The sequence below is a fragment of the Caulobacter sp. Root1472 genome (genome assembly GCF_001426985.1).
Classification (GTDB): domain Bacteria; phylum Pseudomonadota; class Alphaproteobacteria; order Caulobacterales; family Caulobacteraceae; genus Caulobacter; species Caulobacter rhizosphaerae.
Map to the genome: position 1 here is coordinate 1 of NZ_LMFX01000003.1, position 25,758 is coordinate 25,758.

Annotated in this window: 16 protein-coding genes and 1 pseudogene; 10 read left to right on the plus strand and 7 right to left on the minus strand. The window is 67.5% G+C overall.

The window, feature by feature from the left end; genetic code table 11:
- The coding region (locus ASD47_RS03795) for a hypothetical protein (protein WP_056751910.1) at window positions 1–185 on the minus strand (185 nt) is incomplete at its 3' end.
- Window positions 186–624: 439 nt separating this feature from the next.
- Here ASD47_RS03795 and ASD47_RS03800 point away from each other — a divergent pair.
- The 4 genes from ASD47_RS03800 (at window position 625) to ASD47_RS03815 (ending at window position 10,226) form a co-directional block, all read left to right on the plus strand.
- A complete protein-coding gene (locus tag ASD47_RS03800; RefSeq protein WP_056751913.1) occupies window positions 625–3,690 on the plus strand; it encodes a TonB-dependent receptor in 3,066 nt (1,021 codons plus the stop codon).
- Between the two features lie 129 nt (window positions 3,691–3,819).
- The gene (locus tag ASD47_RS03805) at window positions 3,820–6,375 is read left to right on the plus strand and encodes a GH92 family glycosyl hydrolase (protein WP_056751916.1); all 2,556 of its coding nucleotides are present in this window, start codon (window positions 3,820–3,822) and stop codon (window positions 6,373–6,375) included.
- A 16-nt stretch (window positions 6,376–6,391) separates the two neighbouring features.
- Complete coding sequence (locus tag ASD47_RS03810) at window positions 6,392–7,651, plus strand: histidine-type phosphatase (RefSeq protein ID WP_056751917.1); 1,260 nt, start codon at window positions 6,392–6,394, stop codon at window positions 7,649–7,651.
- Between the two features lie 52 nt (window positions 7,652–7,703).
- Entirely contained in the window at window positions 7,704–10,226 is a 2,523-nt protein-coding gene (locus ASD47_RS03815) for a glycosyl hydrolase 115 family protein (protein WP_082564445.1), read from the plus strand.
- On the opposite strand, the pseudogene ASD47_RS28085 reads toward ASD47_RS03815, so the two are convergent.
- The 6 genes and pseudogenes from ASD47_RS28085 to iolG all read right to left on the minus strand — a co-directional run bounded on the left by ASD47_RS28085 (window position 10,191) and on the right by iolG (window position 17,454).
- Window positions 10,191–10,353: pseudogene (locus tag ASD47_RS28085) on the minus strand (hypothetical protein). The gene ASD47_RS03815 and the pseudogene ASD47_RS28085 sit on opposite strands and share 36 nt — an antisense overlap.
- A 36-nt stretch (window positions 10,354–10,389) precedes the next feature.
- Window positions 10,390–12,699 carry a GH92 family glycosyl hydrolase gene (locus ASD47_RS03820; RefSeq protein ID WP_056751919.1) on the minus strand — a complete coding sequence of 770 codons (2,310 nt, stop codon included), beginning with the start codon at window positions 12,697–12,699 and terminating at the stop codon, window positions 10,390–10,392.
- A 5-nt stretch (window positions 12,700–12,704) separates the two neighbouring features.
- Entirely contained in the window at window positions 12,705–13,721 is a 1,017-nt protein-coding gene (locus ASD47_RS03825; protein WP_082564446.1) for an ABC transporter permease, read from the minus strand.
- Complete coding sequence (locus tag ASD47_RS03830; RefSeq protein ID WP_056751922.1) at window positions 13,718–15,265, minus strand: sugar ABC transporter ATP-binding protein; 1,548 nt, start codon at window positions 15,263–15,265, stop codon at window positions 13,718–13,720. Before ASD47_RS03830 ends, ASD47_RS03825 begins: the two co-directional genes overlap by 4 nt.
- Before the next feature lie 19 nt (window positions 15,266–15,284).
- Window positions 15,285–16,268, minus strand: a complete 984-nt coding sequence (locus ASD47_RS03835) for a sugar ABC transporter substrate-binding protein (protein WP_056751925.1) — start codon at window positions 16,266–16,268, stop codon at window positions 15,285–15,287.
- A 199-nt stretch (window positions 16,269–16,467) separates the two neighbouring features.
- On the minus strand, window positions 16,468–17,454 hold the full coding sequence (gene iolG, locus ASD47_RS03840; RefSeq protein WP_056751927.1) for an inositol 2-dehydrogenase: 987 nt from the start codon (window positions 17,452–17,454) through the stop codon (window positions 16,468–16,470).
- Between the two features lie 294 nt (window positions 17,455–17,748).
- On the opposite strand from iolG, the gene ASD47_RS03845 reads away from it, so the two are divergent.
- The 6 genes from ASD47_RS03845 (at window position 17,749) to ASD47_RS03870 (ending at window position 25,754) form a co-directional block, all read left to right on the plus strand.
- Complete coding sequence (locus ASD47_RS03845; RefSeq protein ID WP_056751930.1) at window positions 17,749–18,621, plus strand: MurR/RpiR family transcriptional regulator; 873 nt, start codon at window positions 17,749–17,751, stop codon at window positions 18,619–18,621.
- Between the two features lie 113 nt (window positions 18,622–18,734).
- Window positions 18,735–20,666 carry a 5-dehydro-2-deoxygluconokinase gene (gene iolC / locus ASD47_RS03850; RefSeq protein ID WP_056751933.1) on the plus strand — a complete coding sequence of 644 codons (1,932 nt, stop codon included), beginning with the start codon at window positions 18,735–18,737 and terminating at the stop codon, window positions 20,664–20,666.
- Window positions 20,667–20,668: 2 nt separating this feature from the next.
- The gene (gene iolD, locus ASD47_RS03855) at window positions 20,669–22,513 is read left to right on the plus strand and encodes a 3D-(3,5/4)-trihydroxycyclohexane-1,2-dione acylhydrolase (decyclizing) (RefSeq protein ID WP_056752190.1); all 1,845 of its coding nucleotides are present in this window, start codon (window positions 20,669–20,671) and stop codon (window positions 22,511–22,513) included.
- A gap of 6 nt (window positions 22,514–22,519) precedes the next feature.
- Window positions 22,520–23,419 (plus strand): myo-inosose-2 dehydratase, encoded by a 900-nt coding sequence (gene iolE / locus ASD47_RS03860; RefSeq protein WP_056751935.1) that lies wholly within the window; start codon window positions 22,520–22,522, stop codon window positions 23,417–23,419.
- Complete coding sequence (gene iolB / locus ASD47_RS03865; RefSeq protein WP_162251617.1) at window positions 23,416–24,225, plus strand: 5-deoxy-glucuronate isomerase; 810 nt, start codon at window positions 23,416–23,418, stop codon at window positions 24,223–24,225. The genes iolE and iolB overlap by 4 nt, the downstream gene beginning before the upstream one ends.
- A 29-nt stretch (window positions 24,226–24,254) precedes the next feature.
- Window positions 24,255–25,754, plus strand: coding sequence for a CoA-acylating methylmalonate-semialdehyde dehydrogenase (locus tag ASD47_RS03870; RefSeq protein WP_056751941.1), 1,500 nt, complete (start codon window positions 24,255–24,257; stop codon window positions 25,752–25,754).
- The last annotated feature ends 4 nt before the right edge of the window (window positions 25,755–25,758 follow it).

Consider the following 25,758-nt stretch of genomic DNA (forward strand, 5'->3'; position numbering starts at 1 on the left):
CGGCTCTCGAACGCAAAGTGCGTGGCGCTGGCCGCCAGCTTGCCCCGCGCGAACACCGCCGGGTTCTCCCAGTCCGGACGCGACGCATCCACCTGCACCGGCTGGACGCGGGGCGTTTCCTCCGCCCGGGCGGCGAAGCCGATCGCCAGCCCCGCCATGCTCGCCAGCACCATGCTTCGCTTCATTCCAGTCTCTCCCTGACCCGCGACGTTGCTGGGTTCGATCTGTTTTTCTCACGCCAGCGCCAGCAGGGGCGGGCGCATATGCCGCTGGGACAGGGGTTCGGTCCAGTGGTCTTCTCGAACCCCGTCGTCGGCGCGCTCAACGCCTGGCTGAAGCGCTCTTCACCATCGGTTGTAGCGTTTCATTTTGGCCTGACCAGTGTGGGGATATGAAAAAAAAATTCTAGATATCGAACAAAAAATAATATATAAACCAAATCAGCTAAATGAAATAGATAAGCGATATCAACGTCATTATAGCTGACTGCAGGGTGCGACACGGGGGTGGGCGTTCCGAAAATATTGTCCTGACCAGTCAATAATTTCGGTGTCAATCGATGTCGCGAAAAGGTCGGGCCAATAAGCCGCCAAAGGCGATGGCCACAACGAGGAGGGAAACGAGTTGCAAGTGAAAATCAGCCCGAGGCGCGTCCTGAAGGTCGCGCTCCTGTCGGCCACCATCATCGGCGGATTGCCCGCCATCGCCGCGGCGCAGGAAGCCGCCGCGCCCCAGGCTGCGTCCCAAGGCGATACGCTCGACGCGGTCGTCGTGACCGGCTTCAAGCAGAGCTACGCCAACGCCGTTCGCGCCAAGAAGAACGCCATCGAAATCACCGACGGCATCTCGTCGGATGGCCTGGGCCGCTTCCCGGACCTGAACGTCGGTGAAGCCCTGCAGCGCATCCCGGGCGTCCAGATCAACCGCGAGGCCGAGGGCCGCGACGCCACCATCAACCTGCGCGGCATGCCGGGCGAATACGCCCGCACCACGCTGAACGGCCAGTCGTTCGCCTATCCGCCGCTGCTGCGCGACAACCAGGGCACGCCGCTGGGCGCGTTCAACTCCGACATCTTCTCGGCCTTCGTGATTCAGAAGTCGCCGATGGCCAACACGGTGTCCGGCGGCCTTTCGGGCAATGTCGACATGCAGATCGCGCCGGCCCTGTCGCGCAAGGACGGCGGCGTCGCCAAGCTGTCCTACGAACACAACACCCTGGGCGACCTGAACGCCCCGGCCGCGACCCTGGGCTACAACAAGCACCTGACGGACGACCTCGCGGTGTTCGGGACGATCGCCTACAAGAAGGAAAACTTCCGCCGCGATACGGTTCGTCTCAATAGCTACGACTATCTGACCTCGGCGATGACGGGCCTCTCGCCCACCCAGTTCAACGCCACCTATGGCCAGTACTTCTCCCCGACCGCCTGCCCCACCAGCGCGACCTCGTACTGCCGCTCGCTGGGCCAGGCCCTGGGTCTGTCGCAAGCGGCGGCCACGCCCTTCGTCACCAGCAACACCGGCTCCAAGGCCACGAACGGCGTCTGGGCCAACAGCCAGATCCGTCAGTACACCCGCATGAACGTCGGCAAGGTCTGGTCGGGTTCGGGCGGCATCGAGTGGAAGCCGAACGACAACACCAAGATCGGCCTGATCGGTTTCAAGACCGATCGCAACCTGCCCGACACCACCCAGTACTTCCTGATCAACACCGTCCTGCCGTCCTCCACGGCTGGCGCGGGCACCGTGATCACCCCGACCGGCACGCCGATCCAGACCAACGACGGCCGCTATCTGTACGAGAGCTACTCGTTCGCCAACATGAACGCGCTGTCGTCGACGCGCCTGTACTCACAGCGCCAGAAGTCGGACGGCCTCATCGGCAATATCGACTGGAGCAACGACGACTGGCGCCTCGCCGGCGTTCTGACCGCGTCGTCCGGCTACAACGCCTCGGTCGAGACCGAGGTCGACGTGGCCAACTACACCCGCGCGGGCGGCAACGGCATCACGGGCTCGCTGACCACGGGCCTCGATGACATCGGCGCCTTCAAGTACGCGACCGCACCGACGCCGCAGAACTCGCTCACGACCGGCCAGACCTGGACCTGGGGCGGACCCAGCGACCCGACCGCCTTCTACAACAATGGCACGAAGGCCAACTCGACCAACCAGCTCCAGATCCAGGGCACCGAGAGCTTCGCCAAAAGCGACGTGAAGACGGCCGCCTTCGACGTTGAGCGCTTCGTCAAGTTCGGGCCGATCAAGAGCCTCCAGGCCGGCGTGCGTCTCGAGCGCGAAAAGTTCGTGTCGACCGGCTACCGAGTCTATGCCTACGGCGCCCAGACGCAGAACATCACGTCCAGCATGATGGTCACGGCGCCGTTCGTCGACGACTTCATGGGCGGCTCGGCGGGCGACTACAATCGCAACTGGCAAGTCCTGAACGTCCACGACTTCCTGAACGCCGTCCGTCCGGTCACGCCCTATCAGAGCGGCGGCCTGTCGAGCCAGGGCTTCAACATCCAGTACGCCGACAGCAGCTATTACGACAAGAACTTCACCAACGAGAACGACGTCAATCAGTTCTACGTCCAGGCCAAGTACGACACCGAGATCTTCGGTCACGGCGTGCGCGGCAACTTCGGTGGCCGTTATGAAGACACCGACAACACCATCACGACGCTGGACCGGGTCACTCCGCCGACCGACTCGATCGGCTCGTCCACGGCGTTCAAGACCGACGAATACAAGAACAAGTATCACTACTTCCTGCCGTCGGCGATCTTCGTGGCCGACGTCACCGACGACCTGATCCTGCGCGGCGCCTATTACAAGACCTATGTGCGTCCGCACCCGCGCCAGTACTCGCCGTCGACCAAGGTCAGCCCGGCCCAGATCCTCAACAGCAGCCTGACCTCAGGGTCGGTCAACGTCTATGACGTCTCGGTGGCGATCGGCAACAACAAGCTTCGGCCCTATCTGGCCGAGTCCTTCGACCTGTCTCTGGAGTGGTACAACCGCCCCAACGGCCTGATCTCGCTGGCCTATTTCCACAAGAACATCACCAACCGCATCGCCACGACCACCGACCCGTCTATCCTCTGTCCGGCGGACGGCTCGACCTGGGGCTTCGGCGCCCTGTCGTGGGACGGCACCTATTGCAACGCCACCAGCCTCTCCAGCGCCAACAAGCAGGTGCACGTCAACGCCACTGGCGCCTACAACCTCGACAAGCCAACCACCGTCGAGGGCGTCGAGTTCAACATCCAGCAGAACCTCGACTTCCTGCCGGGCTTCCTGGCGAACTTCGGCGGCAGCTTCAACTACGCCTACACCACCTCCAAGAGCCCGGCGATCGCGCCGTTCCCGGGCATCTCCAAGCACAACGTCAACATGATCGGCTATTACGAGACGCCGAAGTACGGCGTGCGCGTGGTCTACAACTATCGCTCGGACTACCCGCTGAACGCCAACGGCACCTATACCGGCGCCGCCCGCTCGGTGAGGGCGCGCGGCCAGCTGGACCTGTCGGCCTCCTACAATGTGACCGACAACTTCACGCTGTCGCTGGACGCCTACAACCTGACCGACTCCAAGCGGTTCGAGTACGAGAACGACACCAAGGTCTCGCGCTGGGTCGACTATGACGGCCGCACCTACACCCTGACGGCGCGAGCCACCTTCTAATCTTCACTCTCCCCGTGTGAAGGCACTTGATAGCCGGTCCATTCGTGGACCGGCTATATTTTCGATTTCAGGAAGGCCGCCGACCGGACACGTGTTCGGCGGCCTTTCGTTCCGTAGCCGGAGGATCTGATGCCCGGACTTCGCGCGAGCCTGTCGCCCCTGTTCGTCCTTGCCCTCCTGACAGCGTCCTCGACGGCCTGGGCGCAGGCCGACCGGCCGCTCTACAAGCTCCCCGTGCTGACTGTCGGCCTCGGAAACGACAACCAAGGCGACACCATCCCCGGTCCGACGCGACCGAACGGCTCCATCCATCCATCGCCCGAAACCCCGAACCCCAGCAACGCCGGCTACAACGCGGCTGAACCGATCAGCGGCTTCGCGCAGCTGCATTCGCAAGGGTCGGGCGGCGTCACCACCTATGGCACGTTCCTGTTGTCGCCTCAGGTCGGGCCGGCCCAGTTCGACGAGGCCGCCCATCTGTCGCCCAAGGCCGACGAGGTCCTGGCCGCCGACGCCTATTCCGTCCGCCTCTCGCGCTACGACACCCGCGTCGAGGTCACGCCGGCCCACTATGCGGCGATCTACCGCCTGACCTACCCGAGCACGGACCAGGCCCAGGTGGTCTTCGACGTGACGCGCAAGGTGGGCGGACTGGTCGCCTCGGACCAGGCCGACGTGAAGCTGTTTCCCGCCGAGGGGAAGATCGTCGGCCACGTCAAGGCCAAGGGCTATTGGAACCCGGCCCTGATCGACATCTGGTTCGTCGCCAAGTTCGACCAGAAGCCCACCGCCTGGGGGGTGTTCGACAAGCAGGATCGCAAGGCCGGCGCCACGGAAGGCAAGACAGGCCCGGACGAGCGCCTGGGGGCCTGGCAGACCTTCAAGACCGCTCCCGACAAGCCGCTGCTGGTCAAGGTCGCGGTGTCGTTCACCAGCGCCGAGACCGCCGAGGCCCTGCTGGACCGCGAAATCCCGGACTGGAACTTCGACCGCCTACGCCAGGAGACCCAGGCCGCGTGGAACGATCGTCTGGGCGAGATCGAGGTCTCGGGGCTTTCCGAGGCCCAGGCCCGGCGGTTCTACACGGCGTTCTACCACGCCTCGACCCACCCGCGGGACCGGTCACTGGACCAACCCGCCAAGGAGTTGAGCCGCCCGAATTGGGACGATCACTACACCCTGTGGGACACCTACCGGACCCTGTTCCCGCTGATGTCGGTGCTGCGGCCCAGCGAGTATGCAGCGAACCTCAATTCGCTGATCCACACCTTCGACAAGTTCGGCGCCGCCGACACCGCCATCATCGGGGGGCAGAACTACCATGTCGGGCAGGGCGGGGACGAGGTCGACAACGTGCTGGGCGAGGCGGCGCTGCGCGGCGCCCAGGGCGTCAACTGGAACGACGCCTGGCGCGTGACCCATTTCAACGCCTTCGAGCGTCGTCGCCCGCGCTATCTGGAGAGCGGCTATTTCGGCGTCGGGGATCTCAGCCCCGAACCGAACAACCAGCGCGCCAAGTCGGGTTCGTCGACCCTGGGTTTCGCGCTGAACGACTATTTCGCAGCCCAGGTCGCGGCCAAGGCCGGCCATGCCGACGAGGCTGGGGCGCTGACCAAGCGCTCGCAGAATTGGCGCAAGATCTGGAATCCGGAGACGGAGAGCGACGGCTTCAGGGGCTTCCTGATGCCGCGCTATCCCGACGGCAAGTTCCAGGACATCGACCCGAAGCTCGGCTGGGACGGCAAGGTTCACGACAATGTCGGCTACTACGAAGGCACGGCCTGGATCTATTCCTACGGCGTGCTGCACGATCTTGACGGCCTGGTCGAGGCGATGGGCGGGCGGGTGCGCTTCAACGAGCGTCTCAACTACGCGCTGGACGCCGGCCTGATCGACATCACCAACGAGCCCTCGTTCGCCACGCCCTGGTTGTTCCATAACCTGGGTCGCGCCGACCTGTCGTCCTACTGGGCGGGGCAGGTGTTCAAGCACTTCACCGACACCGCCTATCCGGGCGACGAGGACGCCGGGGCGATGAGCTCCAACTACGTGTTCAACCGCCTGGGCCTGTTCCCAAAGCTGGGAAGCGACCTGTTCTATCTGCACGGGCCGCGCCACCCTCGCAGCCTGATCCACCTGGAAGGCGGCAAGACTCTTGAAATCGTCGCCGAAAACGCCGGCGCGGACCGTCCATACATCGCCGTCGCCCGCCTGAACGGAAAGCCGCTGCCGGGCCCCTTCGTCTCCCAGGCCCAACTGCTGGCCGGCGGCGTCCTCAGCTTCACGATGAGCGGTCAGCCTGGCCAATGGGCCTATGATGGCGCGGTGCTGGCGACGACAACCGATGTTCCCGCCCTGAGCGACGGCAAGACCTCGACGGTCTGGACCGCCTCGACCGGCCAGGCGGCGGTGTTCACCCGCCCGGCCGCAAGCTGCCTGAAGGCCTATACGGTCAGCGTGGGTCCGAATGAGGTCGATCCGACCGCCTGGCGGTTCAGCGGCTTCGACGGCAAGCGGTGGGTGAAGCTGGACGAGCGTCGCGGTGAGCGTTTCGATCATCGCCACGCCACCAGGACCTTCGCCCTGAAGGCCAAGGCCTTTGCGCGCTATCGGCTGGCGTTGACCGCCGGTAAGGACGTTCAGGTCGCCGAGGTCGAGCTGATCGCGGGAACTGGCTGCCACTGAGATCTGGAACCGCGCGATGACCCCGTTGCTTCGAGCCGCCCTAGCCGCCTTCGTTCTCCTGTCGGCGGGCTCCGCCCGGGCCGCCGCGCCGGGCGAGCGGCTCGAGAAGGTGGTGATCCTCAGCCGGCACGGGGTGCGGGCGGCGATGTCGAGTCCCGAGCGGCTGGAGGAGGCCTCGGCTCGGCCGTGGCCTCGGTTCTCGGTCCCGCCTGGCCACCTGACGGCCAGGGGCGAAGCCCTGGCGTCGCTGATGGGCGGCTATTTCCACGACCATTATGTCGCCGAAGGTCTGTTGGAACGGCGGGGCGACTGCGGCGCGGCCTCCTACTGGGCCAACGTCACCCAAAGGACGATCGCCACGGCCCAGGCGGTTGGGCGAACCCTGTCCCCGGGCTGCGCCGTCGCAGTCGGCACGGTGGGCGAGGGCCGCGTCGATCCGATGTTCGAACCGGTGAAGGCCGGCGTCGTCGTCGCCGACCCGGCTCTGGCGCGGGCCGCCGTCGCTGGCCGCGCCGGCGGCGACCTTGCCGCCTGGAGCGCCAGCCATCGTGACGCGATCGAGCGGCTCGACGCGCTCCTGATGCAGTGCCCGGCCGGTCCGTGCCCGCCGTCGCCTGGAAAACGGCGGATCTTCGACGCCAAGCCGGGCTTCGCCGAGGGTGAGGAGCTTGTGTCGCTGTCGGGGCCGGAGGCCTTCGCGTCGGGCGTCACCGAGAGCCTGCTGATGGCGTGGGCCGACGGTCAGGATTTTGCGGGACAGGGTTGGCGGGGTTTTGACGAGGACGCCCTGACCCGTGTTTTCGCCCTGCACCAGGCGGAGTTCGACCTGCGGCTTCGCACGCCCTACGTCGCCAAGACCCTCGGCGGTCCGCTGGCGCGACGGATCCTGGCCACGCTGGAGCCGGAGGGCTCCGATGGCATGATCGGTCCGGCGGGCGCCCGGATCGTCTTCGTGGCCGGCCATGACGGCACCCTGGCGGTGCTGGGCGGACTGCTGCGCCTAGAATGGGCCTTGCCGGGCTACCAGCCCAACCAGATCGGTCCCGGCGGCGCGCTGGTGTTCGAGCGCTGGCGTCGGGCCGACGGCGTGCGCGTGATCCGCGCCCGCTTCACCGGCCAGAGCCTTCGTCAACTGCGCGAAGCGGCGCCCTTGACCCAGGCGACGCCGCCGCTGTCGGCGCCTGTGTTCATCCCGGGCTGCAGCACGGCCACGCCGGCGTTCGATTGTCCGCTGGACCGGTTCGAGGCCGTCGTATCGCAAGCCTTGGCGTCGTGATCGCGCCTCGTCCAAACTAGAAGAATTGTCACGCGTAGGGAGGCCCGGGCCAATGAACAGATCGACGTCTATCTGGCGGGGCGCCCTGGCGCTGGTTCTTTGTCTCGCCGCCGCTCAGGCCGTGCAGGCGCAGGGCCGTCGCGAAACCGGGGCCCTCTTCACCGACAGCCTGGCGCGGGGCGGCTTCGTGCTGGTCGAGGCGGGGCGTGCGCCGACCATCATTGTCGATCCCGCCGACGCCGCGGTCGTCCGTCACGCCGCTGACGACCTGGCGGACGACATCAAGACCGTCACCGGTCAACAGGCGACGGTGGCGGCCGCGCCTGCCGGCAAGACGGCGATCCTGGTCGGCACGCTGGGTCACAGCCAGCTGATCGACCGGATCGTCGCCACGAGGAAGGTCGACGTCTCCCGCCTGTCCGGCGCCTGGGAGAGCTTCGTCATCGCCTCGGTCGACCGACCGCTGCCCGGCGTCGACAAGGCCCTGGTGGTGATCGGCAGCGACCGGCGAGGAACCGCCTTCGGTGTCTATGAGGTGGCGCAGGGAATGGGGGTGTCGCCTTGGGCCTGGTGGGCTGACGTGACGCCCAAGCATCGAGACACGCTGTTCGTCGCCCCGGGCGTCCACCGTTTCGGTCCGCCCTCGGTCCGCTACCGCGGCGTCTTCGTCAATGACGAGGACTGGGGTCTCTATCCCTGGGCGGTCAAGACCTTCGATCCCGAGCGAGGCGACATCGGACCCAAGACCTACCGCCGGATCTTCACCCTGCTGCTGCGCCTGAAGGCCAACACCTTGTGGCCGGCCATGCACCACACGACCGCGCCGTTCAATTCCGACCCGGCCAACGCCAAACTGGCCGAGGAATACAGCATCGTCATGGGCTCGTCCCACGCCGAAGCCATGCTGCGCAACAATGTCGGCGAGTGGAAGGCTGCGCCCGAGACGTTCAACTACGCGACCAATCCCGAAGGCGTGAAGGCCTATTGGGAAGAGCGCGCCAAGCTGAACGGGCAATACGAGAGCCTGTGGACCCTCGGCATGCGGGGCATCCACGACACCGGCATGGTCGGTCCCAAGACGATTCAGGACAAGGTCGCCCTGCTCGACAAGATCATCGCCGACCAGCGCGAGCTCCTGGCCAGGAACGTCTCGCCGGACGTCACCAAGGTCCCGCAGATCTTCGTGCCCTACAAGGAAGTGCTCGAGATCTACCGGGCGGGAGTGAAGGTCCCGGACGACGTCACCATTGTCTGGCCCGACGACAATTTCGGCTATATCCGCCAGTTCCCCAGCGCCGAGGAGGCGGGGCGCAAGGGCGGGGCAGGGGTCTACTATCATCTGTCCTACCTTGGATATCCGCTGGCCTACCTATGGCTCGGCACGACGCCGCCGGCCCTGGTGCAGGAGGAGATGATCCACGCCTGGGACAAGGGCGCGCGCAATGTCTGGATCGCCAATGTCGGCGACATCAAGCCGGCCGAGATCGGCGCCAGCCACTTCCTGGAGATGGCCTGGGACATCGACCGCTGGCGCGGCAAGACCCAGCACCAGTTCCTTGAGGACTGGAGCGGGCGCGCCTTTGGACCCGCCTTGGCCGGCAAGACCGCCGACCTGATGGACGCCTATTATCGCCTCAACTTCGAGCGGCGACCCGAGCACCTGGAGTGGCAGCCCCAAGCCGAGAACCGGCACCTGTCCAGCTATACGCCCGACGAGGTCAACGACCGGCTTCGGGCCTTCCGCAAGCTGGTGGCCGAAACCAAGGCGACCGCCGCCTCCGTGCCGCCGGAACAGGCCGACGCCTGGTTCGAGCTGGTCGAGTTCCCGATCCGCATCTCGGCCGCCGCCAACATGCGGTTCTTTGCGGCCGAGCGGTACAACGAACTGGTCGACAGCGACCAGACGATGGCGCGCTCGGCCGGCGGGGCGGCCGTGGAGGCCCAAGCCGAGATCACCGCCCTGACCGATCGCTTCAACAACCAGGTCGCCGGCGGCAAGTGGCGGTGGCTGATGCCGGAGGAGCCTGCCGACAGCCAATGGCGGATCTATCGCGCCCGTCCGATCCCGATGCCGGGGGCTGGTCTCACCGCTGATCCGGCAAGGTTCCTGGCCGTGGTCGACGGCAACGCGCCCGCCGCCTCGCCGGTGTTCGAGGCCGAGGCTTTCGCCGCCAATACCGGCTGGCGCCTGGTCGAAGGCGTCGGTCGTGGTCGCGGCGTGATGATGGCCGACGAGCCGGGCGCCGCCCTGACCCTGGCCGTCGATGTCGCCGGTTCCGACGGTCGCCGCGCGCAACTGGGCGTGCTGCCGATCTTCCCCGACGGCCAGGCCCAGGACATCGAGCTCGATGTCAGCATCGACGGCGGCGCCGTCGAGCACGTGCGTCTGCCGCGCAAGGTCGGCTCCCCGGCCTGGGCCGAGGGCGTGCTGGACAACCTGCTGAAGATCACGGTCGGCCCGTCGCTGTCGCCGGGGCGCCATAAGATCACGGTGACGTCGGGCGCCGGCCGCGTCGGCCTCGACCGCGTGAGGCTGGTCCTACCCGAGCAGGTGGCGGTGCACGAGAACCATTAAGTGGCTCGGTGCGTCCTTCGAGGCCCGCTGCGCGGGCACCTCAGGATGAGGAATTCAGAAGCGACCCACAGTCCTCATCCTGAGGTGTGAGCCGCAGGCGAGCCTCGAAGGACGTACGGCGGTTCAAAACCGCAGCGGCCGGTCGAACCTCGAAGCGAAAGCGTTACCGCCCGTCAGGCGGCGAAACGAAGGTCGTCGCCCAACCCGCCGGCGCCGGGCCCATGGTCAGGTCCAGCACGCCGCCCTGGGCCAGCTCGGCGTGGGTGATCCAGGCGCGGTCCAGCGGCTTGCCGTTCAGCTTGGCGGCCGTGACGTAGCAGTTGGTCTCCGAGGCCGCCAAGGCCTGGATCGTGAAGGTCTTGCCGCCCTCTAGCGCCAGCGTGCTGCGCGTGAACACCGGCGAGGCGATGTAATAGTAGGGCTGGCCGGCGTTGGGATAGAGGCCGATGGCGTTCCAGACGTACCAACTGGACATCGCGCCGGCGTCGTCGTTGCCCGGCAGGCCGGTACGGGCGAGACGATAGTGCTTGGCCATCAGCTGGCGCGCGATCTCGGCCGTCCGGTCGGGGCGGCCGGCATGGATATAGAGGTACGGCGCCAGGATGTCGGGCTCATTGCCCTGCGAGTAGTGGCCGTCGAACAAGCGGTCCAGCCAGGTCACGAAGCCCCCGCGCCCGCCGGTCTTGGCCATCAGTCCGGCGACATCCTGGGGCACGTAGGTCGAGTACTGCAGCGAGTTGCCCTCGTAGAACGGGGCGTCCCACCACGGGCCCGAACGGTCGGGATACTCGTAGGTGCAGCTGTAGTTCTCGACCCACTCGCCGTTGGGGTAGCGGGGGCGGATGCAGCCCAGCGCGTCGTCCCAGAGATGCTTCCAGTTCGCCGATCGCGCCAGGTAGCGCCTGGCGTCGTCGGATTTCCCCAACGCCTTGGCCACCACGCCGATCGCATAGTCGTCATAGGCGTATTCCAGCGTACGTGAAGCCGAGCGGGTCTCCGTGAACGGTACATAGCCCAGCTTCAGATAGTCCTTCAGGACGCGGCCCTGCAGGAAGGGCTGGTCGCTGTCGACCTCGCCGTTCTTGCGGATCGCCTCATAGGCCAGCGCCTGGTCGAAGCCGCCCAGCCGCTTGACCACCGCGTCGGCCACCAGGATGTCGCCGTTGGAGCCGCCCTGGGTCATGCCGTTGGCGCCGGCGATGCGCGAATCCGGCATCCAGCCGGTGTGCTTGTAGGTGTCGACCAGCGAGCGGAGCATGTCGCGCTGCCGCTGCGGCTGGATCACGGTCAGCAGCGGGTGCAGCGTCCGGAACGTGTCCCAGAGGGTGTAGAAGTCCTCGTAGTGAGGCTCGTCCGATTTCCACCAGACGTTCTCGCCGGACAGGTCGTGCGGCATGGTGTGGGCGCGGTACAGGGCGGAATAGAAGATCCGCTGCTGCTCGTCCGAGCCGCCCTCGACCCGGATCTTGGCCAGGGCGCCGTTCCATTGCGCCCGCGCGGCCTGGCGATAGCCGTCGAAGTCCCAGCCGGGCATCTCTTCGGCCAGGTTGGCGCGGGCCTTGTCGGCGCTGATGAACGACACGGCCAGCTTCATTCGCACCTGGCGGTCGGTGGTGGTGTCGAAGGTGAGGTAGGCGCCCAGGCGGTTGGAGAATTCGCGCTCGGTGTCATACTCGATCATCAGGCCCTCGCGGTTGGCCGGGCTCTTGACCTGCGCGCCGCCTTCCGTACGGCCGGGGCCGGGCGTGGTCTCGAACCAGCCCTGGCCCGCCTTCCAGGCCCCGAAGGCCTTGGCTGGCCGATCGACGACGGCGTGGAAGTAGAGCGTGTAGGGCGCGGGATTCCAGCCGCCCTCGACCGTGACCTCGCCAGTCAGGGTGTGATCGTCGACCAGCTCGACCTTGGCCAGCCTCACCCGCTGGCCGCGCCCGCGCATGGCCACCACCGAGCCGACGTCGAAGATCAGCTGGCTCTCGGCGACGGCGGGATAGGTCAGGCGCTGGAAGCCGACGCGGCGCGTGGCCGTCAGCTCGACCTTGATCCGCTCGGCGTCGCTGTTGCCCAGGCCGACGCTGTAATAGCCTGGCGAAGCCTGTTCATCGCTCTTGCCGAAGTGCAGGTGGTTGACCCGCAGAGGGCCGACCGCCGGCGTGACCCGGAAGTTGCCGTACTTGCCCGAGCCGCCGGTGCCGCTGACGTGGGTGTAGCTGAAGCCCATGATCGGGCTTTTGGAGTCGTAGCCATTGGTGTCGGCGTTGGTGGTGTCGGGGCTCAGCGACACGAAGCCGAACGGCACGCCCGCGCCGGGCACGGTGTTGCCGCCGGCGACCCCGCCGCCGTCGACGCCGACGAACGGATCGGCCTTTTGCGCCAGGTCGGGGGCGGTCTGATTTGGCGCAGGGGTCTGGGCCAGCGCCGCGAGCGGCAGCGCCGCCAGGGCGACGCCGAGGAAAAGGCCGCTCAGGGCGCGCATCGCGATCAGGCCTTGTGGGTGCGGGCGTAGTGATCGAACGCCACGGCCGCGACAATGATCAGGCCGATCACCACCTGCTGAAAGTAGGAGCTGACGTGCATGATCACCAGGCCGTTCGACAGCACGCCGATCAGCAGCGCGCCAAGGAGGGTGCCGCCCACGCCGCCGGACCCGCCGGTCAGGCTGGCCCCGCCGATCACCACCGAGGCGATGACCCGCAGTTCATAGCCCGTCCCGGCCACGGCCTCGGCCGAGCCCAGGCGGGCCGACAGCAGGAAGCCCGACAGGCCGGCCAAGGCGCCGATCACGGCGTAGACGCTGGTGACGATGAAGTCGACATTGACGCCCGACAGCCGGGCGGCCTCGGCGTTGCCGCCGACCGCATAGACCTGGCGGCCGTAGCGCGTGTAGCGCAGCACGACGTGGCCCAGGGCGGCGACCAGCACGAAGACGGCGATCGGGACCGGCACGAACAGGATGTCGCCGGTGCCCCACCAGCGGTAGGCGGCGTCGAAGCCGGAGATCGGGCCGCCGTCATTGAGGATCAGCGTCGCGCCGCGCCATACGGTCATGCCGCCCAGGGTGACGATGAAGGCCGGCACGTGCAGCCAGGTCACCGCCTTGCCATGGACGTAGCCGCCGGCCAGGCCGACCAGGGTGGAAATGCCCAGGGCGATCAGCCAGCTGACGGGGGAGGGGCCGACGAGCGTCGTCACCACATAGGCCGCGGCGAGCGAGGCGAAGGCCAGCAGCGAGCCCACCGCCACGTCGATGCCGCCGATCAGGATCACATAGGTCATGCCGACGGCGATGATCCCGTAGATCGACACCTCGCTGAGGATGTTCAGTGCGTTGCGGATCGTCAGGAAGCGCTCGTTGACCGCGCCGAACACCGCGACCAGCAGCAGCAGGAACAGGATCGTCCGGTGCTTGCGCGCGAAGGCCAGCGGATCGAACCGGCGGGGTGCGGACGTCGCCTGGTCGGCCGTCGGATCGGGGGAAAGCGTCGGGGTGGAGGTCATTGGGGACGGTGTTCCATTCCTGGCGGCGGAGCCCGGCCGACGCCGGTCGCCATGTAGGCCATCAGGCCCTCTTCGGTGGCGGTCTCGCCGTCGAGGTCGGCGACGACCACGCCCTCGCGGAACACGACGATGCGGTCGCTGACGGCCATGACCTCGGCCAGTTCCGAGGAGATGACGAGGATCGCGACGCCCTGGGCGGCCAGGTCGGACAGCACCTGGTGAACCTCGGCCTTGGCGCCGATGTCGATGCCGCGCGTGGGCTCATCGACGATCAGCACGCGCGGAGCCAGGGCCATCGAGCGGCCCAGAAGCACCTTCTGCTGGTTGCCGCCAGACAGCTTGCCGATCGGGGTCTCTTGGCTGGCCATCTTGACCCGCAGCTTTTGGCGATAGGTCTCGACCAGGTCGCGCTCGGCGCGCTCGTCGATCCACTGGCCCAGCCGGCTCAACGGCTTGAGGCTGGGCAGGCTCAGATTGCGGCGAATGGAATGGTCGAGGAAGCAGCCCTGCTGCTTGCGATCCTCGGGCACCATCATGACGCCGGCCCGGATCGCATCGCGGGGCGATTTCAACTTCAGCGGCTTGTCGTCCAGCCGGATCGATCCGGTGGCGATCGCGTCGGCGCCGAAGATGAGTCGGGCCAGGTCCGTGCGGCCGGCCCCGACCAGGCCCGCCAGGCCGACGATCTCGCCGGCGCGCACCTCCAGGCAGACATCCTTCAGATAGCCCGGCGCCGCCAGGCGCGGATGCTTGGGCGTCACGGTCTCGACCTTCAGGACGACGGGCCCAGGCGGACCCGAGCGCACCCGGCGGACGAACTCGACGGAGCGTCCCACCATCTGGCGGACCATGTCGTCGATCTCGACATCGGCGACGTCGCCGCTGGCGACATAGCGGCCGTCGCGCATCACCGTATAGCGGTCGCACATGGCCTTCACCTCGGCCAGGCGGTGCGAGACGTAGATGACGCTGACGCCGCGCGCCTTGAGGTCGGCGATGATCGCGTGCAGGCGCGCGACCTCGCGGCTGCTGAGGGCCGCGGTCGGCTCGTCCATGATGATCAGCCGGGCGTTCAGCGTCATCGCCTTGGCGATCTCGACCATCTGCTGTTCGGCCACGGTCAGGCGGCTGACCGTGGCGTCGGGATCCAGCGGCAGGCCCAGTTCGCCCAGCAGGACGGCCGCATCGGCGCGCAGGCTTCGCCAGTCGATCAGGCCCAGGCGCTTCGGCTCGCGGCCCAAATACATGTTCTCGGCGACGCTGAGCTCGGGGAACAGATTGAATTCCTGGTAGATCGTCGCGATGCCCAGTTGCTGGCGACGCAAAGGCGTGTCGCGCGGATCAAGGGGCTGGCCGTCGAACGTCACGACGCCTTCGTCGGCCGCATGGGCCGCCGACAGGATCTTGATCAGGGTCGACTTGCCCGCGCCGTTCTCGCCCAGCAGGGCGTGAACCTCGCCGCGCCCGACCTCGAGCCGAACCCGGTCGAGGGCGCGCACGCCGGGAAAGCTCTTGCTGACCTGGCTGACGTCCAGAAGCGTCATCACACCATCCGCCGCAGGGCTATTTCACTTCCGAGATGCGCGAGGCCTCGGCAAGGTTGGCGCTGGTGATCAGCACCGGAGTCAGGCTGACGCTCTTGGGCGCCGCGCCGGTCTTGATCTTGGCCACGGCTTCGCGAAGCGCCGTGCGGATCTGCTTGCCCGGGTTCTGCTCGACCGAGGCGACCATCTCGCCGGCCTTGATCCGGGCCAGGGCTTCGGGAATGGCGTCGAAGCCCAGGACCTTGATCTTGTCCGGGCTGAACCCGGCCGCGCGCACCGCCTCCAGGGCGCCCATGGCCATGTCGTCGTTCAGGCACAGGATTACGTCAGGCGGCGTATCGTGCATCGAGGTCAGCACGTTCTGGGTGACCGTCAGGGCCTGGTCGCGCTTGGAGTTGGCGGTCTGCTCGGCGACGATCTTGAAGTTCGCGCCACCGGCCGCGAGGCCTTCGTGCACGCCCTTGACGCGCTCGATCGAGCTGGAACTGCCGGGGTCGTTGGTGATCACCACCACGCGCGCGCCCGCCGGATAGGTCTTGACCACCCAGTCGGCCATGGCGCGGCCGCCGGCGACGTTGTCGGCCCCGACATGGGGCACGGGCGACTTGGCGCCGACGATGTTGCGGTCGACCGAGATCACCGCCACGCCTTGTTCGGCCAGTTCGTCGGCCGCCGTCGCCAGCGCCTTGGAGTCCGTCGGGGCGACGATCACCACCTTGGCCCCCTGCACGGCGGCGGCCTCCAGGTCGGCGATCTGCTTGGAGGAGTTGTTCTGGGCGTCCAGCACCTGGACCTTGACGCCCAGCTTGCCGGCCTCGTCCTCGAGTTCGCGGCGCATGGCCACGAAGAAAGGCTGGGAAAGATCGTTGAAGCTGACCACGACTTCGGAAGCGTCCTGGCCGCCGCGCGCGCAGCCGCCGAGCACTCCGCCGGCCGCCGCCGTCAGCCCCAGTCCGGACACCAGGCCAAGGAAGCGCCGGCGCGATGTCGGGGTGCGGTTCATGGCGTTTCTCGACTCTCTAATGGCATGTTTATCGAGCGTGGAGCATCGCCCGGTTTTTCTTTGACACAAGAATGGAATATAAATTCCATGTCAAGAATGTCTGGGAAGTTGTGTTTCATTTCGCTCTGAGGAGGCCGTCGCGCCATGCGTTCGGCCTCCCCGTCACGCCGCCCTAAGGCGCTTCTTCCCCCTGCCGAGGCTACAGCCTTACGACCTGGCCTGTCCTGGCCGACTGGCCGGCCGCCTCGGCCAGGGCCAGGGCTTCGACGCCGTCGACATAGCCCACCGACGGCAGGGCCTCGCCGCGGATGATCTGCGCGAAGTGAGCCATTTCGCGGCGGTAGGCCTCGGCGTAGCGATCGAGGAAGAAGTTCTGGAACGCGTCGGTGGCCGCGCCGGCCTCGCCCCAGACCGAAACGGTGCTCTCCATGACGTTGTCGGCCCGGACCAGGCCCTTGGAGCCGAACGCCTCGATGCGCTGGTCGTAGCCGTAGCCGCTGCGGCGGCTGTTGCTGATCACGCAGATCTTGCCCGAGGCGGTGCGCAGGATGATCTTGGCGGTGTCGACGTCACCAGCTTCCCCGATCGCCGGGTCGACCAGGCAACTGGCGGCGGCGTAGACCTCGGTCACCGGCTCGTCGAGCAGCCAGCGCGCCATGTCGAAGTCGTGGATGGCCATGTCCTTGAACAGGCCGCCCGACACCTTGACATAGGCGACCGGAGGCGGGGCCGGGTCGTGGCTGGTGATATGCACGGTTTCCAGGGCGCCGACGACGCCGGCCGACAGCCGCGCCTTCAGGCCCTGGAAGTTCGGGTCGAAGCGGCGATTGAAGCCCAGGAACAGCTTTACGCCCTGGCCGCCCAGCGCGCCGGCCGCCGAACGGGCGCGGGCCAGGTCCTGGTCGATCGGCTTCTCGCAGAACACCGCCTTGCCCGCCGCGATGGCCTTGAGGGCGTAGTCGAGGTGGGTGTCGGTCGAACTGGCGACGATCACGCCGGTCACCGACGCGTCGTTGAGGGCGGTGTCGAGGTCGGCGACGCTGGCGCCTGTTTCGGCGGCGAGGCTTTCGGCGGCCGCAGCGACCGGATCCACCACATATTTCAGCCGCAGGCCAGGCTGGCCGGCGACGTTCTTGGCGTGGATGCGGCCGATGCGGCCCGCCCCCAGGATCGCGATATCGTGCATGGGAACCTTCATGGTCTCAGGAAAGCAGGGCGGGAAGGGAACGTGGCGGCGGCGCCTCGTGGCCAGGCTGGCGCAAGCGCGGACGGAACGATCCGCTTCGGACTACCGTTCAAAAGCGCCTGGATCATACTGCTCCCTCATCCGGCTCTGACGTGGCCGGAATTTCGACCCCGTGTAACTTGGAATGGAAATTCCCTCTACAGCAAAAGTGGAATTTGCTCGGCGCGAGCAAGGCTCTGGCGTTTGTGTGCGGAACGGATATTCTAAAGTTGGACGAATTGTATCGGGGGTCGGATGACCGAAGAGATCATGGCCGCCAATGCGCCGGCCAGCGCCGATGAACTGAGGGCGGCGATCCTCGAACGCTACGACTCGCTCAGCAAGCGACTGCAGCAGATCGCGCGCTACGTTCTGGACGAGCCCAACGAGATGGCGCTGGAAACCCTGGCGGTGATCTCCGAGCGCTGCGGCGTGCAGCCCTCGGCGATCGTCCGGTTCGCCAAGAGCTTCGGCTATCCCGGCGCCAGCCAGATGCAGCGGCTGTTCCGCGACGGCCTGCTGTCGGGTCACGCGGGTCTTGGCTATGGCGAGCGCGTGCGCCACTTCAACGAGGCGGTCGCCAAGAAGCCCGAGGGCGGGGCCGACGTGCTGTCCGAGTTCGTCGAGGGCAACACCCTGGCCCTGCAGAACCTCAACCAGACGGTCAGCGAAGCGGACATGGCCCGGGCCGTGTCCCTGATCGACAAGGCCGAGACGGTCTATGTGGTCGGTTTCCGCCGTTCCTTTCCCGTGGCCTCGTACCTGGCCTATTCGCTGCAGCAGTTGAACAAGCGTACGCTCTTCATCGACGGCGTCGCCGGCCTGACCAAGCAGCAGGTTCAGACCATCGGTCCCAAGGACCTGCTGATCGCGGTCAGCTACCACCCTTATGCGGAAGAAACCGTGCACGCCGTCGAGATGGCCGGGCAGCGCGGGGCCAGGATCCTGTCGATCAGCGACAGCCTGGTCAGCCCGATCGCCAAGCCGGCCAGCCTGGTCCTGCACGTGCGCGAGTCGGAGGTGAGGACCTTCCGCTCGCTCGCCGCTTCGATTTGCCTGGCCCAGGCCCTGGTGATCGGTTTCGCCTTCACGGCCAGCAAGAAGAAGGCCAGGGCCGGCGCCGGTTGAACCGTCCGTTCCATTCCCAGTAAGAATGAAATGGATATTGCGAGTATTCTGATGTTGGAATATGCGTTTCATATCGCCGGTAGGGAGCCGGCCCGTGAGTGACGTGGAACCGCATGGCCCAGGACGGAAAGACCCTTGACCTGATCGCCGTGGGCCGATCCAGCGTCGACCTCTACGGACAGCAGGTGGGCGGGCGGTTGGAGGACATGGCGTCCTTCTCCAAGTATCTGGGCGGCAGCCCGACCAATACCGCCGCCGGCGGGGCGCGCCTGGGGTTGAAGACGGGCCTGCTGACCCGAGTCGGCGCCGACCACATGGGCCGTTTCATCCGCGAGCAGCTGCAGCGCGAGGGGGTCGACGTCGCCGGCGTGCTGTCCGACCCGGACCGCCTGACGGCCCTGGTGATCCTGGGCATCCGCGACCGGGTGAACTTTCCGCTGATCTTCTACCGCGAGAACTGCGCCGACATGGCGCTGCAGCCGTCGGACGTCGACGAGGCCTGGTTCGCCAGCGCCGGGGCGGTGCTGATCAACGGCACGCACCTGTCGCAGCCGAACGTCTACGAGGCCAGCCTGAAGGCCGTGCGCGCCGTCAAGGCCGCCGGCGGCCGGGTGGCTTTCGACATCGACTACCGCCCGGTGTTGTGGGGCCTGACCGGCAAGGACGCCGGCGAGAACCGGTTCGTCGAGAACCAGCAGGTCACCGCCAAGCTGCAGGAGGTCGTGGCGCTGTGCGACCTGATCGTCGGCACGGAAGAAGAGATCCACATCCTGGGCGGCTCGACCGACACCGTCGCGGCCCTGCGCGCGATCCGGAAAGGCGCTCCTGGCGCCTTGCTGGTCTGCAAGCGCGGTCCTGACGGCTGCGTGGCTTTCCCTGGCGCGATCCCCGAAAGTCTGGACGAGGGCGTCAGCGCCCGGGGCTTCAAGGTGGAGGTGTTCAACGTGCTGGGGGCGGGCGACGCCTTCATGGCCGGCTTCCTGCGCGGCTGGCTGCGTCGTGAGAGCGTCGAGACCTGCTGTGAGTGGGGCAACGCCTGCGGGGCCATCGTCGTCTCGCGACACGGCTGCACTCCGGCCATGCCGACCTGGGTCGAGCTACAGGCCTTCCTGAGCGATCGGCAGCGGCCGTTCCGGCTGCGCGAGGACATCGAGCTGGAGCATATCCACTGGGCCACGACCCGCGAGCGGGTTTACGACGAACTGACCGTCCTGGCCGTTGACCACCGCAGCCAGTTCCTGGACCTGATCGCCGAGACCGGCGGCGATCCGGGGCGTATTCCGCACTTCAAGACCCTGGCCCTGCGGGCGGTGCAGCAGGTGGCGGGCCGCGATGAGGCGCGATTCGGCATGCTGCTGGACGGCCGTTTCGGCTTCGACGCCCTGGCCAAGGCCGCCGACCACGACTACTGGATCGCCCGTCCCATCGAGCTGCCCAAGTCACGGCCGCTGGAGTTCGAGAGCTCGGCCGACGTTGCGACCGAACTGGTCGAATGGCCCGCGGGCCAGGTCGTCAAGTGCCTGGTCTTCTACCATCCCGACGATGAGATCGAACTGCGCGAACGCCAGGAGCGCCAGTTGCTTCGCCTGTTCGACGCGTGCCGCAAGACGCGCCACGAGTTGTTGGTCGAGCTGATCCTTCCCGGCGGCATGCCTAGCGACAGCCATACGGTGGCGCGCGGCGTCCGTCGGCTCTACGGCCTGGGCATCCGGCCTGACTGGTGGAAGCTGGAGCCGCTGACCGATCCCGCCGCCTGGCGCGAGATCGAGACCGCCATCGCCGAGAACGATCCCCTGTGCCGCGGTGTGGTGCTGCTGGGCCTGTCGGCGCCCGAGAACGAGCTTCTGGCGTCTTTCGAAGTCGTCGCCCCGATTCCGATCGTCAAAGGCTTCGCCGTCGGCCGGACCATCTTCTACGATATCGCCCGCGAGTGGTTGGCCAACCGGATCGACGACGAGGCGGCCGTGACGGCGCTGGTCGGCAAGTTCAAGGTGCTGGTCGACGCGTGGAGGCGCCTGCGCGGCGCCGCGGAGAAGGCGGCCTGAACATGGCTACAGTTCGTCTCACCGCCGCTCAGGCGACCGTTCGCTGGCTCTGCGCGCAGCATGTCGAGACCGGGCAGGGCGAGGTTCCTTATTTCGCGGGCGTCTGGGCGATCTTCGGCCACGGCAACGTCGCCGGCCTGGGCGAGGCGCTGCACGGCGTCCGCGACGTGCTGCCGACCTGGCGCGCCCACAACGAGCAGGGCATGGCCCATGCGGCCATCGCCTTCGCCAAGCAGTCCCGGCGCGAGCGGGCCATGGTCTGCACCACCTCGATCGGTCCCGGCGCGACCAACATGGTCACCGCCGCCGCGCTGGCGCACGTCAATCGCCTGCCGGTGCTGTTCCTGCCCGGCGACGTCTACGCCAGCCGCCGGCCCGATCCTGTGCTCCAGCAGATCGAGGACTTCGGCGACGGCACGGTCAGCGCCAACGACTGTTTCAAGCCGGTGTCGCGCTACTTCGACCGCATCACCCGGCCCGAACAGATCCTCGACGCCCTGCCGCGCGCCCTGGCCGTCATGCTGGACCCGGCGACCTGCGGCCCCGCGACCCTGGCCTTCTGCCAGGACGTTCAGGCCGAGGCGTTCGACTATCCGGAAGCCTTCTTCGCCAAGCGGGTCTGGCGCATCCGCGCGCCGCGACCCGATCCGCGCGAGTTGGCCGAGCTCGTATCGCTGATCAAGGCGGCCAAGCGGCCTCTGGTCGTGGCCGGGGGCGGGGTGCTCTACGCCCGGGCCGAGGCGGCCCTGGCCGATCTCGTTTCCCGCGCCGGACTGCCGGTCGCCGAGACGCAGGGCGGGAAAGGGAGCCTGGCCTGGGACCATCCGCTGAACCTGGGCGCCATCGGCGTCACCGGCACGACCGCGGCGGTGGCGGCGGCGGAGGAAGCGGACCTCGTCATCGGCGTCGGCACGCGCCTGCAGGACTTCACCACCGGCTCGCGCGCCCTGTTCGGCGCGGAGGGGCGCAAGTTGGTCCAGGTCAATGTGGCGCCGCACGACGTCCACAAGCACGGCGCGGCCGCCGTGGTCGGCGACGCCCTGGCGGTGGTCGAGGCCCTGTCCGAGGCGCTGGTGGGCTGGCGCGCGCCGGCCGCCTGGACCGAAAAGGCGACCGGCGGCGTGGGTGGCTGGAACGCCGTCTTCGACGACGCGACCAAGGCCGACGACCGGCCGCTGCCGACCGACGCCCAGGTGCTGGGCGCGGTGTGGCGGGCCTCGTCCGAAAACAGCGTTGTGGTCTGCGCCGCTGGCGGCCTTCCGGGCGAGCTGCACAAGCTGTGGCGGACCCGCGCGCCAGGCGGCTACCATGTCGAATACGGCTTCTCGTGCATGGGCTACGAGATCGCCGGCGCCGTCGGCGTGAAGATGGCCGCGCCGGACCGCGAGGTCCACGTGATGGTCGGCGACGGCAGCTATCTGATGCTCAATTCCGAACTGGCCACCTCGGTGATGCTGGGGACCAAGCTGATCGTCACCGTGCTCGACAATCGCGGCTTCGGCTGCATCAACCGCCTGCAGGCGGCGACCGGCGGCGCGCCGTTCAACAACCTGCTGGCCGATACGGTTCACCAGAGCCTGCCCGACATCGACTTCGCGGCCCATGCCAGGAGCCTGGGCGCGCGGTCGGAGAAGGTGGCCAGCCTGGCCGAACTCGAGGCCGCCCTGCAGCGGGCCAAGGCCAGCGACCGGACCTATGTCGTGGTCATCGACACCGACCCGATGCCGACCACGCAGGGCGGCGCCTGGTGGGACGTCGCGGTGCCCGAAGTCTCGGTGCGCCCGACCGTCAACGCCGCCCGGGTCGACTACGAAGACAAGATCAAGCAGCAGCGTACGGGAGACTAGACGCCCATGACCATCCGTTTCGGCGTGAGCCCCATCGCCTGGATCAACGACGACATGCCCGAGCTGGGCGGCGACACCCCGCTGGAGAGCGTGCTGGCCGACTGCCAGGCGATCGGCTTTACGGGCGTGGAGCTGGGCGGCGTCTTCCCGCGCGACCCGGCGGTGCTGAAGCCGCTGCTGGACCGCTATGGCCTGGAGCTGGTCGGCGGCTGGTATAGCGGTAACCTGCTGGTGCAGTCGGCCGAGGCCGAGATCGCGGCGCTGCAGCCGCACCTCGATCTGCTGAAGGCCATGGGCTGCACCGTCTTCGTCCATGCCGAGACCAGCAACGCCATCCATGGCGACAAGTCCAAGGCGCTGTCGGCGACCCCGCGCCTGGACGCCGAGGGCTGGAAGGAATTCGGGGCGCGCCTGACCCAGGTGGCCGACTACATCCAGGATCAGGGCCTGAAGTTCGCCTATCACCACCACCTGGGCACGGTTGTCGAACGGCCCGAGGACCTGGAAGCCTTCCTGGCCAACACCGGTCCGTCGGTCGGCCTGACCGTCGACACCGGCCACGCAGCCCTCGGCGGCCTGGATCCGGTGTCGGTGATCCGCGCGCACCCCGAGCGGGTCGCCCATGTGCATTGCAAGGACATCCGCGGCGAGGTCTTCCGCAAGGTCGTCGCGGACGGCGGCGGCAGCTTCCTGGAGGGCGTTCTGGCCGGCATGTTCACCGTGCCCGGCGACGGCTCGCTGGACTATGCCGCCGTGATGAAAGCCCTGGCCGAGATCGGCTATTCCGGCTGGATCATCGTCGAGGCCGAGCAGGATCCCGCGGTCGCCAATCCGCGCCAATACGGCGAGATTGGCTTGGCGACGCTGAAGAAGGAAGCGGCGGCGGCGGGACTGAGGGCGGCGTGATGAGCAAGCTTCTCGTCCGTCCCCACGCCCCCGACCCGTCGGGCTCCGTCCTTGAAATCACGCCGCAGAGCGCCGGCTGGACCCATGTCGGCTTCCGGGTGATCAAGCTGGCGGCCGGCGAGACCTTTGACGGCGCCGAGCCCGGGCGGGAAACCTGCGTCGTCGTGATGAGCGGGACCGCCGAGGTGACCGCCGGGGACTTGTCGTTCGGAGCCATCGGCGGCCGGACCAGCGTGTTCGAGGACAGGGCTCCGGGCGCCGTCTACGTGCCGGCCGCTACGACCTACGCCGTGACCGCCGCGAGCGCTGTCGAGCTGGCGCTCTGCACCGCGCCTGGCAAGCCGGGCGGGCGGGCGCGGCTGATCGCCGAGGTCGACATGCCGCGTGAAACACGAGGCAAGGGAACCAACACGCGCCTGGTCCGCAACATCCTGCCTGAAACCGCGCCGGCCGAGGGCCTGTTGGTCGTGGAGGTGATCACCCCCGGCGGCCACTGGTCCAGCTATCCGCCGCACAAGCACGACACCGCCGCCGAGGGCGAGGAGACGGCGCTGGAGGAGACCTACTACCACCGGCTGAACCCGCCGCAGGGCTTCGCCTTCCAGCGCGTCTACACCGACGACCGCAGCCTGGACGAGACGGTCTGCGTGCAGGACGGCGACGTGGTGATGGTGCCGCGCGGCTACCATCCCGTCGGCGCCCCGCACGGCTACGACCTCTACTATCTCAACGTCATGGCGGGCCCGCACCGGAAGTGGATCTTCCGCAACGACCCGGCCCACGACTGGATCATGCGGCAAGCGTGATCCCCGACCCATTCGAGAAGGAGCGCGGCATGCGCAGCATCCCCCACTTCGTCGGCGGCCGCGCCGTCGAGGGCACGTCCGGCCGCTTCGGCGACGTCTTCGATCCCAACACCGGCAAGGTGCAGGCCAGGGTCGCCCTGGCTTCGGCGTCGGAGCTGGACGCCGCCATCGCCAACGCCAAGGCCGCCCAGCCGGCCTGGGCCGCGACCAACCCGCAGCGCCGGGCGCGGGTGATGTTCGAGTTCAAGCGCCTGCTGGACGTTCATATGGACGAGCTGGCCGAGCTGCTGTCATCCGAGCACGGCAAGGTCATCGCCGACTCCAAAGGCGACATTCAACGAGGCCTGGAAGTCGTTGAGTTCGCTTGTGGAATTCCTCACCTCCTAAAGGGCGAATACACGCAAGGCGCCGGGCCCGGCATCGACGTCTACTCGATGCGTCAAGCCCTGGGCGTGGTGGCGGGGATCACGCCTTTCAACTTCCCGGCCATGATCCCGATGTGGATGTTCGGCCCAGCCATCGCCTGCGGCAACGCCTTCATCCTCAAGCCCTCCGAGCGCGATCCCTCCGTGCCGGTGCGCCTGGCCGAGCTGATGATGGAAGCCGGCCTCCCACCGGGGATCCTCAACGTGGTCCACGGCGACAAGGACTGCGTGGAAGCCATCCTCGACCATCCAGACATCAAGGCCGTCAGCTTCGTCGGCAGCTCGGACATCGCCCAGTCGGTGTTCCAGCGGGCCGGCGCCAACGGCAAGCGCGTCCAGGCCATGGGCGGGGCCAAGAACCACGGGATCGTCCTGCCCGACGCCGACCTCGACCAGGCGACCGCCGACATCATCGGCGCCGCCTACGGCTCGGCCGGCGAACGCTGCATGGCCCTGCCGGTGGTCGTGCCGGTGGGCGAGAAGACCGCCGTGGCCCTGCGCGAGAAGCTGGTCGCCGCGATCGGCGGCCTCCGAGTCGGCGTCAGCACCGACCAGGACGCCCACTACGGCCCTGTCGTCAGCGCCGCCCACAAGGCGCGGATCGAAAGCTACATCCAGATGGGCGTCGACGAGGGCGCGGAACTGGTGGTCGACGGCCGAGGGTTCGCCCTGCAGGGCCACGAGGACGGCTTCTTCGTCGGCCCGACCCTGTTCGACCACGTCAAGCCGACCAGCCGTTCGTACCAGGACGAGATCTTCGGCCCGGTGCTGCAGATGGTGCGGGCCGAGAGCCTGGCGGAAGGCATCGGCCTGGCCTCGCGTCATCAGTACGGCAACGGCGTGGCGATCTTCACCCGCAACGGCGACGCCGCCCGCGAGTTCGCCGACCAGGTCGAGGTGGGTATGGTCGGGATCAACGTGCCGATCCCGGTGCCGGTCGCCTATCACAGCTTCGGCGGCTGGAAACGTTCGGGCTTTGGCGATCTCAACCAGTATGGCATGGACGGCGTGCGCTTTTATACGCGGACCAAGACCGTGACCCAACGCTGGCCCAAGGGCGGGGTGGTGCTGGACCAGAGCTTTGTCATTCCCACCATGCGGTGACGGG